Annotated in this window: 12 protein-coding genes; 7 read left to right on the top strand and 5 right to left on the bottom strand. The window is 67.9% G+C overall.

What is annotated here, in order from left to right; translation table 11 throughout:
- The 4 genes from B5D37_RS12750 to B5D37_RS12735 form a co-directional block, all read right to left on the bottom strand.
- Positions 1-261: leucine zipper domain-containing protein (locus B5D37_RS12750; protein ID WP_143814315.1), on the bottom strand; the 261-nt coding region annotated here is incomplete at its 3' end.
- An 83-nt stretch (positions 262-344) separates the two neighbouring features.
- The gene (locus B5D37_RS12745) at positions 345-773 is read right to left on the bottom strand and encodes a DUF3617 domain-containing protein (RefSeq protein ID WP_078759119.1); all 429 of its coding nucleotides are present in this window, start codon (positions 771-773) and stop codon (positions 345-347) included.
- 56 nt (positions 774-829) lie between these two features.
- Entirely contained in the window at positions 830-1843 is a 1014-nt protein-coding gene (gene cydB / locus B5D37_RS12740) for a cytochrome d ubiquinol oxidase subunit II (RefSeq protein WP_078759118.1), read from the bottom strand.
- Complete coding sequence (locus tag B5D37_RS12735; protein WP_234987888.1) at positions 1843-3270, bottom strand: cytochrome ubiquinol oxidase subunit I; 1428 nt, start codon at positions 3268-3270, stop codon at positions 1843-1845. The genes cydB and B5D37_RS12735 overlap by 1 nt, the downstream gene beginning before the upstream one ends.
- 154 nt (positions 3271-3424) lie before the next feature.
- Here B5D37_RS12735 and B5D37_RS12730 point away from each other — a divergent pair, with 154 nt between their 5' ends.
- A complete protein-coding gene (locus tag B5D37_RS12730) occupies positions 3425-5845 on the top strand; it encodes a S9 family peptidase (RefSeq protein ID WP_078759117.1) in 2421 nt (806 codons plus the stop codon).
- A 212-nt stretch (positions 5846-6057) separates the two neighbouring features.
- A complete protein-coding gene (gene hemF, locus B5D37_RS12725; protein WP_078759116.1) occupies positions 6058-6990 on the top strand; it encodes an oxygen-dependent coproporphyrinogen oxidase in 933 nt (310 codons plus the stop codon).
- A gap of 523 nt (positions 6991-7513) precedes the next feature.
- Here hemF and polA read toward each other — a convergent pair.
- Complete coding sequence (polA, locus tag B5D37_RS12720) at positions 7514-10303, bottom strand: DNA polymerase I (RefSeq protein ID WP_078759115.1); 2790 nt, start codon at positions 10301-10303, stop codon at positions 7514-7516.
- Between the two features lie 98 nt (positions 10304-10401).
- Between polA and B5D37_RS12715 the strand changes: the two genes are divergently transcribed.
- From B5D37_RS12715 to chaB, 5 genes are all read left to right on the top strand, one after another.
- Positions 10402-10701, top strand: a complete 300-nt coding sequence (locus B5D37_RS12715) for a DUF2782 domain-containing protein (protein WP_078759114.1) — start codon at positions 10402-10404, stop codon at positions 10699-10701.
- 46 nt (positions 10702-10747) lie between these two features.
- Complete coding sequence (locus tag B5D37_RS12710; protein ID WP_078759113.1) at positions 10748-11143, top strand: cupin domain-containing protein; 396 nt, start codon at positions 10748-10750, stop codon at positions 11141-11143.
- An 18-nt stretch (positions 11144-11161) separates the two neighbouring features.
- Positions 11162-12592 (top strand): MFS transporter, encoded by a 1431-nt coding sequence (locus B5D37_RS12705; RefSeq protein ID WP_078759112.1) that lies wholly within the window; start codon positions 11162-11164, stop codon positions 12590-12592.
- 87 nt (positions 12593-12679) lie between these two features.
- The gene (locus B5D37_RS12700) at positions 12680-13066 is read left to right on the top strand and encodes a DUF805 domain-containing protein (RefSeq protein ID WP_078759111.1); all 387 of its coding nucleotides are present in this window, start codon (positions 12680-12682) and stop codon (positions 13064-13066) included.
- Between the two features lie 163 nt (positions 13067-13229).
- Positions 13230-13457 carry a putative cation transport regulator ChaB gene (gene chaB / locus B5D37_RS12695; RefSeq protein ID WP_078759110.1) on the top strand — a complete coding sequence of 76 codons (228 nt, stop codon included), beginning with the start codon at positions 13230-13232 and terminating at the stop codon, positions 13455-13457.
- Positions 13458-13464: the final 7 nt, after the last annotated feature.

Genomic DNA, 13464 nt, shown 5'->3' with positions numbered 1-13464 from the left:
CTGCCGGGCGCGACGCTGCTCCAGCACCTGATCCACGATCCGTGGCGCTGTCGCGTGGGGACAGTGCCGCGGTCTCGAGGATCGATCGGTTAACCCGCCCGAACCTTCTTCCTTGAACCGTTTCAGCCACTTGTACGCTGTTCGAACGCTCACGCCGGCGGCGTGTGCGGCTTCTTCCACGCGCAGGCCCTGAATCAAGATGCGGTCCACGAGCAGGGCTCGACCGCGAGGGCTAAGGCGGGCATGTTTATGCAGGTTCATCCGGGGCTCCTGGAGGGGTGGCTGATTCGCACCTCCAGTCTTCCGGGACCACCCCGGATGAACAACCTACTGAGAGATCACATCTAGCGGCCCGCCGTGCAGCTGCCGGTCAGGGTGCCGGCGTAGCTCATGTCCATGGCGACGCCACCGTCGTCGCTGGCCATGCGCATCTCGCCGCGGTACGCGCTGGTCCCGCTCTTCTCGGTCCAGCCTTCGCCGACCGTGCGGGTGCCACCCTGTGTGCACGCCACGCGGTAGGTGCGCCTGTCGCCCTCGCGTGCGTACTGCTCGACCTTGCAGTCGCCCTGCTGCATCGGGGGTGGGCCCTGGTCGGCGTCCGGCGGCGTGCACACGGTGGTGGTGAAGGGAGGCAGCGTGGTCGACATCGGCCGCGTCATGCGCGTCTCCACCGTGACCGACCACTGCTCGTCGTTGCCCTGCGCACAGGCTGCCTGTGCAGCGATCGAAGCCAGTCCGGCAACGATGCCGGTTGCGATTGCGCGGGTGTGCATTGCTCTCTCCCTTCAGCCGTGCCCCGGTATACGCAATTCCGCCGCGCCGGCGGCCGTCAGTGATAACCCGAGTCCGCCGCGACCTTGCCCTTGAACACGCTATACGACCACCAGGTGTAGCCCAGGATCGCCGGCAGCAGGATCACCACGCCGACGAGCACGAAGCCCTGCGACGATGGCGGCGACGCCGCGTCCCAGATACTCATCTCAGGCGGCACGATGTTCGGCCACATGCCGAGCACGAGGCCGGCGAAGCCGAGCACGAAAAAGCTCAGGGTCAGCAGGAACGGGCGCGCATCGCGGCCTTCGCGCATCACCGCGCGCCAGAGCATTACCGCATTGGCCAACACCAGCAACGGCACCGGCGCCAGCCACAGGAAGTTCGCACCTTCGAACCAGCGCGCCATGATCCGCGAATCCAGGAACGGCAGCCATGCACTGACCAGCCCCATGAAAGCGACCACCCCCAGCACCAGCGGCCGCGCCACGGTGCGCGCCACCTTCTGCAGCGGCCCTTCGGTCTTCAGCACCAGCCAGGTGGATCCGAGCAGGGCATAGCCGGCGACCAGCGCGATGCCGGTCAGCATCGCGAAAGGGCTGAACCACGAGAAGCTGCCGCCGATGTACTTGCCACCTTCCAGCGGAAGGCCTTCGACCAGCGCCCCGAGGATGACGCCCTGCGCGAACGCGGTGACCATCGACCCGACGGAGAAGGCCGCGCCCCAGAACCGCTTGCTCCTGTTCGCCTTGAAGCGGAACTCGAAGGCGACGCCGCGGAAGATCAACGCGATCAGCATCAGCAGCACCGGCACGTACAACGAAGACAGCACCACCGCATACGCCCTCGGGAACGCCGCCAGCAAGCCGGCGCCACCCAGCACCAGCCAGGTTTCGTTGCCGTCCCAGATCGGCGCGGCGGTGTTCATCATGTGGTCGAGCTGGCCCTCGTCCTCGGCGAACGGCGCCAGGATGCCGAGCCCGAGCACGAAGCCATCCAGCACCACGTACATCAGCACGCCGAAACCGATGATGCCGAACCACACCACCGGCAGTACCGTCTGCAGGTCCATCATTCCGCCTCCCTGATCGCGTCGCCGTGGCGGTTGCCGACCGATAGCGGCCGGGCGGGCGTGCGCTCGCCCTCCTCGTGTTCCGGCGAGGGCTCCTGCGGCAACGGACCACGCCGCACCAGGGCCAGCAGGTACCAGATACCGGCGCCGAAGATGACCGCGTAGGCGGTGGCGTAGGTGATCAGTGAGCCCATCACCGCCGCCGCCTCGATGTTGGGGCTGACCGCCTCGCTGGTACGCAGCAGGCCATAGATCACGTACGGCTGGCGACCGATCTCGACCACGTACCAGCCGGCAAGCAGGGCCACGAAGCCCGACGGTGCCATCAGCCGCCAGCCATTGAGCAGCCACTTCGAGTCGTACAGGCGCTTGCGCCGCCACGCCCATGCGGACGCCAGGGTGAGCAACAGCATCGCCATGCCGATCGCGACCATGATGCGGAACCCCCAGAACACCGGCAGCACCGGCGGCCGCTCTTCCGGCGGTACTGCGCTGAGCGGCTCGATCGTGCCGTCCCAGCTGTGGGTGAGGATCAGGCTGCCCAGCCGGGGGACCTCGAGCGCATAGTCATTGCGCTCCTCCAGCGCGTTGGGCCAACCGAACAGCACCAGCGGCAAGCCGGCACCTTCCTCGCCCTCCTCCCAGTGCCCTTCCATGGCGGCGAGCTTGGTCGGCTGGTACTCGGCGACGTTGAGGCCGTGCAGGTCACCGACGCCGATCTGCAGCGGCACCGCGATGACGGCGAAGGCGACCGCCAGCCCGAGCATGCGCTTGCCCGCGGCGACGTGCTCGCCGCGGCGCAGGTACCAGGCACCGACCCCGCCGATGACGAAGCAGGTGGTGATGAACGCGGCCAGCACCATGTGCGCCAGCCGGTACGGGAAGGAGGGATTGAAGATGATCGCCCACCAGTCGACCGGCTCGAACATGCCGTTGACGATCTCGTGGCCCTGCGGAGTCTGCATCCAGCTGTTGGCCGAGATGATCCAGAAGGTCGACAGCAACGTGCCCAGCGCGACCATGCAGGTGGCGAAGAAGTGCAGCTTGTGGGAGACCCGCTTCCAGCCGAACAGCATCACGCCCAGGAAGGTCGCCTCCAGGAAGAAGGCGGTCAGCACCTCGTACGAGAGTAGCGGGCCAAGGACGTTGCCCGCGCGTTCGCTCAACACCGCCCAGTTGGTGCCGAACTGGAAGCTCATCACGATGCCGCTGACCACCCCCATGCCGAAGGAGATGGCGAAGATGCGCAACCAGAAGAAGTAGAGATCGCGCCAGATCGCCTCGCGCGTGCGCAGCCAGCGGAACTCGAGGAATGCCAGCCAGCTCGCCAGGCCAATGGTGAAGGCCGGGAACAGGATGTGGAACGAGATCACGAACCCGAACTGGACCCGTGACAGGAACAGCGGTGAGAACCACTCGGCATCCACGCATCACGTCTCCGCGGCGCGCGGGGGAGCGCCGCGGGCCACATTCTAGCCACCGGCCGTTAAGGAAACGGTGCCGGGACCATGACCGTCGACCCGTTCCCCACCGTGGCGCCGCTGCTAGGCTTCGTGAAATTTGCCGCCCGGAAGCCTTTGGATGCGACGTCTGCTGCCTCTTTCATTCGCCCTGTCCGCAGCCCTGCTGCTGCCCAGTACCGCACTCGCGCAGGTGCCCGCCACGGCTGGCGCCCCGGAGACCGCGCCTGCGCAGCTCGACCTCCACCAGGTGATGGCCAACCCCGACTGGATCGGCCCGCCGGTGGAACAGGCATGGTGGGCCTGGGACGGCACCCGCGTGCAGTACAACCTCAAGCGCACCGGTGAGCAGATCCGCGACACCTACGAGCAGGGCATCGCCGGCGGCGCGCCCGTCAAGGTGGAAGGTGCCGAGCGGGCCGGGCTGGATGCGCCCAACCCGGTATTCGACGCCACCGGCACCCGCATGGCGTTCGTGCGCAATGGCGACATCTTCGTGCGCGACCTGCGCAACGGCGCCCTGGCCCAGGTGACCCGCACCGAGCAGCCCGAATCGCGGCCGCAGTGGAGCAGCGCGGGCAACCTCGTGTTCCGCGCCGGCAACGACTGGTACCAGTGGCGCGCCGGACAGGGCACCAGCCAGGCCGCCATCGTCCTGGCCGAGAAGGATCCCGCCGCCGAGCCCAAGCCCGATGACCTGCGCGACCGCCAGTTGCGCCTGATCCGCACGCTCGCCGAGGAGCGCGAGCGTCGCGAGGCGGCGCGCGAAGAAGACCGCGAGCGCCGTGCCGCCGACCCCACCCGCGCACCGTTGCCGGCCTACCTTGGCGAGGATGTCGCCATCATCGACAGCGCGCTCTCGCCCGATGCACGCTGGATGCTGGTCGTGACCGAGCCGAAGGGCGCCGACAAGGGCACCGGCGGCAAGATGCCCAAGTACGTAACCGAGTCGGGATACGAGGAGTTCGAGGAAGTCCGGGTACGCGTCGGCCGCAACGCGCCGCTGGCCCACCGCCTGTGGCTGGTCGACGTGGCCAGCTCGGAGGTCAGCGAGCTGTCGTTCGACTCCCTGCCCGGGATCGATGTCGATCCGTTGGCGCAAATGCGCGAGCAGGCCGAGCTCGAGCCGCTGGAGGGCAACCGCGCCGTGCGGGTCGAGACCGACGGTGACGGCACCGGCCCGGCGATCCACTGGAGTGGCGACGGCCGCAGCGCCGCAGTGCTGCTACGCGCGGTCGACAACAAGGACCGCTGGATCGCCACCGTTGCGCCCGCGCAGGGACAGGTGGAAGACGCCGCCCTTTCGGTCCGGCACCGGTTGCAGGACGAGGCCTGGATCAACTGGGGCTTCAACGATTTCGGCTGGACGCCCGATGGCGCCCTGTGGCTGCTGTCGGAGCAGACCGGCTATTCCCACCTCTACCTCGCCGAGGGCGACAATCAGCCGCGTGCGCTGACCAGCGGCGAGTGGGAAGTCTCCGCGCCCGTGCTGGGCCGCGACGGCCGGACCTTCTACTTCACCTGCAACCGCAACTGGCCCGGCGACTACGAGGTCTGCGCCGTTGACCGCGACGGCAACCTGCGCGAGGTCACCGCGCTGGACGGCGTGGAGAACTTCGCGCTGTCCCCGGACGGGCGCCAGCTGCTGGTCCGCCATTCCGACAGCTACGTGCCGCCGCAGCTTGCGGTGGTGGACGTCCACGGCGAGCGCACCGTCGCCCTGACCGACACCCGCACGCCGGAGTTCCGGGCGCGCGAGTGGATCCAGCCGGAGATCGTGCAGGTGCCATCCAGCGATGGCGCGGGCACCATCTGGGGCAAGTTCTATGGCCCCGAGGTGATGGAACCGGGCCGGCGTTACCCGGTGGTGATGTTCGTACACGGTGCGGGCTACCTGCAGAACGTGCACGACCGCTACCCGGTCTACTTCCGCGAGCAGATGTTCCACAACCTGCTGGTCCGGAACGGCTACATCGTGCTCGACCTGGACTTCCGCGCATCGGAGGGCTACGGCCGCGACTGGCGCACGGCGATCTACCGGCGGATGGGCACCCCCGAGCTGCAGGACTACCTCGACGGGCTGGCCTGGGTGGGCGAGCACAAGCAGGGCGACGTCGACCGCGCCGGCATCTACGGCGGCAGCTATGGCGGCTTCATGACCTTCATGGCGCTGTTCAAGGAGCCCGGCACGTTCAAGGCCGGCGCGGCGCTACGCCCGGTGACCGACTGGTCGCAGTACAACCACGAGTACACCTCGAACATCCTCAACACGCCCGAGCTGGACCCGGAGGCCTACCTGCGCTCCTCGCCGCTGGAACTGGCCGAAGGCCTGCAGGACAGCCTGCTGATCGCCCACGGCATGATCGACAACAACGTGTTCTACAAGGACTCGGTGATGCTGGCGCAGCGGCTGATCGAGCTGCGCAAGGACGACTGGGAGCTGGCCTCCTACCCGCTGGAGCGGCACGGCTTCGTGCATCCCGACAGCTGGTACGACGAATACCGCCGGATCTACGAGCTGTTCGAGGACAACCTGAAATAACTGGGGAGGGGCCCGTCCGGACCTCCCACTGTTGTCCCCCAAGGGGACTTCCTTCGGGACGTAGGAGCGGCTTCAGCCGCGATCTGGAGATGGTCCAGGTGACGGTTCCGGATCGCGGCTGAAGCCGCTCCTACAAGGCCGATCCGACCGGCAGCGTGCGCCGGGCGGGCCTCGACGCCGGTCCGATCCGGCGCCTCCCCTAGAATGGGCGGATGAGCACATCCGCCCCCGACACCGACCCCGACTTCACCCGCGTACGCGACTACCTCACCGGCCTGCAGGACCGCATCTGCGCCGCCATCGAAGGCGCCGACGGCGAGGCCCGCTTCATCGAAGACTGTTGGACCCGCGCCGAAGGCGGTGGTGGCCGGACCCGCATCCTGCGCGATGGGGCGGTGTTCGAGCAGGCCGGCATCGGCTTCTCCGACGTGTCCGGCAGCACCCTCCCCCCTTCGGCTTCGGCGGCCCGCCCCGAACTCGCCGGCGCCTCCTGGCGCGCGGTCGGCGTCTCGCTCGTGTTCCACCCGCGCAACCCGTACCTGCCGACCACCCACGCCAACGTGCGCCACTTCCGCGCCACCCGCGACGGGCAGACCGTGGCCTGGTGGTTCGGTGGCGGCTTCGACCTCACGCCGTTCTACCCGTTCGACGAGGACGTGCAGCACTGGCACCAAACGGCAAGGGCGCTGTGCGAACCCTTCGGCGGTCAGGTGCGCTACGACGCTCACAAAAAGTGGTGCGACGAGTACTTCTTCCTCAAGCACCGTGACGAGACCCGCGGCGTCGGCGGCCTGTTCTTCGACGACCTGCACGGCGACTTCGAGCAGGACTTCGCCTACCAGCGCGCGGTCGGCGACGGCTTCCTGGATGCCTACCTGCCGATCATCGAGCGTCGCCGGGACAGCCAGTACGGCGAGCGGGAGCGCCAGTTCCAGCTGTACCGCCGCGGCCGCTACGTCGAGTTCAACCTGGTGCTGGACCGTGGCACGCTGTTCGGCCTGCAGTCTGGCGGCCGCACCGAATCGATCCTGATGAGCCTGCCGCCGCTGGTGCGCTGGGAGTATGGCTACCAGCCCGACCCCGGCAGCGCCGAGGCCCGTTTGACGGATTACCTGCGCCCGCGCGACTGGCTGGCGGAGCGGTAGCGGTCTGCCGCCCGTCCGGGTCGGAACTCCTGTCCTCACGGGTGTTCTGTAGGAGCGGCTTCAGCCGCGATCCGGAATCGGCGCAGGCGATCAAACATCCGATCGCGGCTGAAGCCGCTCCTACGCCCTAAGGAAGTCCCCGTGGGGGACAACAGCGCGGGGCCATGTCCGAAGCGGGAATCGGATGAACCGCCAGGCTTCATCCGGACAACAAATCGCGGGCAATAAAAAGCCCCGCAGGCAGGGGGGGCCGGCGGGGCTGGTGGAGCGGGACCTGGGGAGGGGTCTTCGCTCCGGGGATCACTCCAGGGGAGGGAGAGATCTGCGACAGGCGTTGCACCTGTCGAGGGCTATAAGAACACCCGGGACATGGATGATTCGTGAAGATCCGGGTTAAGAAAATGTTGGGTTCAGTACCGATTCAGAGCGCCGGATCCGGCACAACGAAACGCACAGAAAACGCCGCTGCGGCAGCCCTCCAGCGGCCCTTGGAGGCAGTTCCGGACCCTCAGCGGCGCGTTGCTCAGTGCGCCTCCTCCCAGTTCAGGCCCACCCCGCTGTCGACCACCAGCGGCACGCGCAGCTCGGCCGCCGCGCACATCCTCGACACCACCTCCTGCACCAGCGTGTCGACGAAGTCGGCCTCGACCTCGAACACCAGCTCATCGTGGACCTGCAGCACCATCAGGGCGCGCTCGCGGTGCGGGACCAGCCAGCGGTCGATCTCGATCATGGCGCGCTTGATGATGTCGGCCGCGCTGCCCTGCATCGGCGCATTGATGGCCGCCCGCTCCGCCCCGGCCCGCAGCCCCTGGTTGCGGGCGGAGATGTTCTCCAGGTAGAGCCGCCGCCCGAACACGGTCTCCACGTAGCCCTGGTCCCTCGCCTGCTGGCGAGTGCGGTCCATGAACTCGCGCACGCCCGGGTAGCGGCTGAAGTACAGACCGATGTAGTCCTGCGCCTCCCCGCGCGACACATCCAGCTGCTTGGCCAGGCCGAATGCGCTCATGCCGTACATCAGGCCGAAGTTGATCGCCTTGGCGGCGCGACGCTCGCCCGGCTCCACCGTCTCCAGCGTCTTGCCGAAGACCTCGGCCGCCGTCGCCTTGTGGATGTCTTCGCCGGCGGCGAAGGCGCGCAGCAGGCCCTCGTCGCCGGAGAGGTGGGCCATGATGCGCAGCTCGATCTGGGAGTAGTCGCAGGCGACGATGCGGCGCCCCGGCGGCGCCACGAACGCGGTGCGGATGCGGCGGCCGTCGACGGTCCGGATCGGGATGTTCTGCAGGTTCGGCTCGCTCGACGCCAGCCTTCCAGTAGCGGCGCCGGCCTGGTGGTAGCTGGTGTGCACCCGCCCGGACTGCGCGTTCACCATCAGCGGAAGCTTGTCGGTGTAGGTGCTGCGCAGCTTGGCCAGGCTGCGGTAGTCGAGGATCACCCGCGGAAGCTCGTGCAGGTCGGCGATCGCCTCCAGCGCCTCTTCGTTGGCGGACGGCTGTCCCTTCGGGGTTTTCACCAGCGCCGGCAGCTTGAGTTCCTCGAACAGCAGCGCGCAGACCTGCTTGGGCGAATCCAGGTTGAAGGTGCGGCCGGCCAGCTCGGTGGCGCGCTGCTGGGCGGCCAGCATGCGGGTGCCGAGGTCGGAAGACTGCCGGCGCAATTCGTCGCCATCCACCAGCACGCCGTTCGCCTCGATGCGCTCGAGCACACCGACCAGCGGCACCTCGATCTCGCGGTAGACGCGCTCCAGCGCCGGCTCTGCCGCCAGTTTCGGCCCGAGGACCCGGTGCAGGCGCAGGGTGATGTCGGCGTCCTCCGCGGCATAGGGCGTGGCGTCCTCGAGCGCCACCTGGTTGAACGTGATCTGCTTGGCGCCCTTGCCGGCGACGTCGGCGTACTTGATGGTCTGGTAGCCCAGGTAGCGGCTGGCCAGCGAGTCCATGTCGTGGCGGCTGGCGGTGGCGTTGAAGACGAAGCTCTCCAGCATCGTGTCGTCGCTGTAGCCGGCGACCTCCAGCCCATGGCAGCGCAGCACGTGCAGGTCGTACTTGCCGTGCTGGCCGATCTTGCGCACGGCAGGATCGGTCATGACCGGTCGCAGCGCGTCCAGCACTTCGGCGCGCGGCAGTTGTTCCGGCGCGCCCGGGTAGTCGTGGCCTACCGGGATGTAGCAGGCGCGGCCCTGTTCGACCGCAAAGCTGAGGCCGACCAGGTTGGCGCACAGCGCATCCAGCGAGTCGGTCTCGGTATCGAAGGCGAACTCGTTGGCCGCGCGCAGGCGCGCGATCCACTGGTCGAGCTGCTCGCGGGTCAGGACGGTCTCGTATTCGCCGGGTGCCGACAGGGCGGGGTCGAGCCCATCGACCGGCGCACCGCTGCCACGCGCATAACCAGCGGCGGTATTGCGCACGCCACCCTCATCGGATCCGGCCGCACCGTTGCCAGCTTCGAGATCGCGCAGCGCCTGCCGGAATCCATAACGCGCGTAGAGGGCGCGCAGTGCGTCGACGTCCTGGTCGCGCAGCGCGAGCTGGTCGTGGCGCTGGTCCAGCGGCACGTCGGTGCGGATGGTGGTCAGCTCGCGGTTGAGCGGCAGGCGGTGCAGCACGGCACGCAGGTTGTCGCCGATCTTGCCCTTGATCGCGCCGGCATTGGCGATGACGCCGTCCAGCGATCCATGCTCGGCCAGCCACTTGGCCGCCGTCTTGGGACCACACTTGTCGACGCCGGGGATGTTGTCGATCTTGTCGCCCATCAGCGCGAGGTAGTCGATGATCTGGTCGGCGCGCACGCCGAACTTGCCGATCACCGCCTCGTCGCTCTCCAGCCGGCTGCCGCTCATGGTGTTGACCAGGGTGATGCCGGCGCACTCGCCGCCGTCGGCGGTGACGCAGGGCCGCACCAGCTGGGCGAAGTCCTTGTCGCTGGTGGAGATGGTGACGTCCACGCCGGCGTTCGCCGCCTGCACCGCCAGGGTGCCGATGACGTCGTCGGCTTCGACTCCGTCGACGCGCAGGATGTCGATGCCCAGCGCCTGCACGATGTCGCACATCGGCTGCACCTGCGAGCGCAGGTCATCCGGCATCGGTGGCCGGTTGGCCTTGTACTGCTCGTCGAGGTCGTCGCGGAAAGTCCTGCCGGGAGCGTCCACCACGAAAGCCACGTAGTCGGGCTTCTCCTTCAGGGTGGCGCGCAGCATGTTGACCACGCCGAACAGGGCGCCGGTGGGCTCGCCATCGGCGTTGTTGAGCGGTGGCAGGGCATGGAAAGCCCGGTAGAGGTAACTGGAGCCGTCGATCAGTACGAGTCGTTTCATCCGGCGATTCTAGCCCCGGGGCCGCCCGGGGACCTGCGGGCCGACGCCGCCTCCACGCAGGCCGCGTATCCTGACCGTCCGCGAACGGAGACAACGCCATGCGCATCGACCGCACGATCCTGCTCGCCCTCCTGCTGCCGGCCCTCGCGGCCTGCGCGACCATGGCAGGTTCCACCGGGGACCCGACCGTCGGGCTCGACAATCCCGACGTCACCCGCCGGGTGGCGGAGAACGGAGACGTCATCGAGGAGTACCGGGTGGCCGGCCAGTTGCGCGTGGTCAAGGTCACGCCGTCGAGGGGCCCGACCTATTACCTGATGGACGAGGACGGCGACGGCCGGCCGGACGAGGACGAGCACATCTCGCCGGTCTACTGGAAGCTCTTCGACTGGAACTGATGGCCACGTGCCACCGCCCCACCATTCCCCACAACTGGAGCACCGCATGAAGGGTTTCGTCGACGACATCGAAAAGCTGACCGAGGACAACACCGATTTCCGCCGGGTCCTCTACACCGGTAAGCACATGCAGCTGGTGCTCATGGCCATCAAGCCCGGCGGAGACATCGGCGCCGAGGTCCACGAAGGCCACGACCAGTTCTTCCGGGTGGAGGCCGGCTCCGGCGAGGTGGTGATCGACGGCACCAGTCACCGGGTCAAGGCCGACGATGCCGTGATCGTGCCCGCCGGCGCGCGCCACAACGTCGTCAACACCGGCAGCGAGCCCCTGAAGCTCTACACCATCTACGCGCCGCCGGAGCACCGCGAGGGCGTGGTGCACAAGGACAAGCCGGAAGCCGAGTCCGACGACGAACACTTCGACGGCACCACCACCGAATAAGGCCGGGCCGCACCTCCGGTGAGACACGAGCGCCTGCTGCCGCTGATCGTCGCCACGGCGCTGTTCATCGAAAACATGGACTCCACCGCGATCACCACCTCGCTGCCGGTGATCGCGGTGGACCTGGGCGTCGAGCCGGTCTCGCTGAAGCTGGCGCTGACCACCTACATGCTGGCGCTGGCGGTGTTCATCCCGGTCAGCGGCTGGGTCGCCGACCGGTTCGGTGCGCGGCCCACCTTCATGGCCGCGATCGCGGTCTTCCTGCTCGGGTCGCTGGGCTGCGCCGCCGCCGGCTCACTGGGGCAACTGGTGGCGGGGCGCTTCGTCCAGGGCGTGGGGGGCGCGATGATGGTGCCGGTCGGGCGACTGGTCCTGCTGCGCTCCATCCCCAAGCACCAGCTGGTACAGGCGCTGAGCTGGCTCACCGTTCCCGCGCTGCTGGGGCCGATGCTGGGCCCGCCGCTGGGCGGCCTGATCACCACGTACAGCAACTGGCGTTTCATCTTCCTGATCAACCTGCCGATCGGCCTGCTCGGCATCTGGCTGGCATGGCGGCACATCCCGATGTTGCGACAGCCGGTGAAGCCGCTGGACTGGACCGGCTTCGGGCTGTCGGCGAGTGGGTTGGCGCTGGCGATCTTCGGGTTCTCGACGTTTGGTCGACACCTGGTGCCGACGTGGATGGCGCTCGGGGCCTTGGCCGGCGGTATTGGACTGGTCGGGCTATACGTGGTGCATTCGCGGCGGCATCCGCATCCGTTGATCGATCTCGGGCTGCTGCGGCTGGTGACCTTCCGCCTCGGCATGCTCGGCGGATCGCTGTTCCGGATCGGGGTGGGCGCCACTCCGTTCCTGTTGCCGCTGATGCTGCAACTCGGCTTCGGCCTCAACCCGCTGCAGTCGGGACTGCTGACCTTCACTTCTGCCGCGGGCGCGATGTTCATGAAGACCATCGCGGCGCGCATCCTCAAGCGCTTCGGCTTCCGCCGGGTGCTGGTGACGAACGCCCTCGCCGCATCCGCCCTGCTGTGCGGGTTCGGCCTGTTCCGCGCCGACACGCCCTACCCCCTGATCATTGGCGTGCTGCTGGCGAGCGGCTGCTTCCGCTCCCTGCAATTCACCAGCCTCAACGCGATCATCTATGCCGAGGTCGACCAGCCGCGCATGGCGCAGGCCAGCAGCCTGGCAGCGATGGCGCAACAGGTGTCGCTGGCGATCGGCGTGGCCATCGGCGGCTATGCATTGATGACGGCGAGCCTGGCGACCGGTGAACCCATGGAGGCGGTGGTGAACTTCGGTTTCGCCTTCCTCACCGTCGGCCTGGTGTCGGCCAGCTCGGTCTGGATGATGTGGCGGCTCCCGCCGGATGCCGGTGCCGAAATGGCCGGACACGCGCAGGCGGGCAAGGAACTGTCCGATCCCAAGGCCGTGCAGCGACCGGCCACCTGACGCCGCCACCTGCTAGCATTCAGCCGGGCACGGGCCGGGGAGGGCCGTGCCGGGCAAGCAACCACTCAACAGAATTGGGGATGAAACATGGATTGGTACCTGAAGGTCCTGAAGAACTACGTCGGCTTTTCCGGCCGCGCGCGCCGCAAGGAATACTGGATGTTCACGCTGTTCAACCTGATCGTATCGATCGTGTTGATGCTGATCGACGGCGCGATGGGTTCGATGAACGAGGGCGGTTTCGGCCTGCTCAGCGGTCTGTACAGCCTGGCCGTGCTGCTGCCGAGCCTGGCCGTGAGCTTCCGCCGCTTGCACGACATCGACAAGAGCGCATGGTGGCTGCTGATCGCCCTGGTGCCCTTTGTCGGCGCGATCGTGTTGCTGGTCTTCATGGTGATGGAAGGCACGCGCGGCGAGAACCGCTTCGGTCCTGATCCGAAGTCCGACGAAGGTGGCGTTCCGGCGATGGCCTGAGCCTCGCCCGTCGCACCCCGGAAACGGCGCCCGCGTGGCGCCGTTTCCATGTGGGCGGCCGGCCCGGGAGAGCGCGGTGGAAGGGCCGCATCACGGCGCCTTCGCCCGCGATTAACCCGTGCCCGGACAGCATCGGCGTCCCTGGACCAGACAGGAGACCGCCATGCCGTACGACAGCATCAGCAAGCTGCCCGACCAGGTGCGCGACAACGTTCCCAAGCACGGGCAGGAGATCTACAAGGAGGCGTTCAACAGCGCCTGGGACGAGTACAAGGATGCCGACGACCGCCGCGGCGATGCCTCCCGCGAAGAAACCGCGCACAAGGTGGCGTGGTCGGCGGTGAAGCAGAAGTACGAGAAGGGCGACGACGACAAGTGGCACGCCAAATAGCGTGCCC

The sequence above is a fragment of the Lysobacter spongiicola DSM 21749 genome (assembly GCF_900167055.1).
GTDB classification, from domain to species: domain Bacteria; phylum Pseudomonadota; class Gammaproteobacteria; order Xanthomonadales; family Xanthomonadaceae; genus Novilysobacter; species Novilysobacter spongiicola.
The sequence above is the reverse complement of the archived record's forward strand: the minus strand, read 5'-3'. Positions and strand labels throughout refer to the sequence as shown.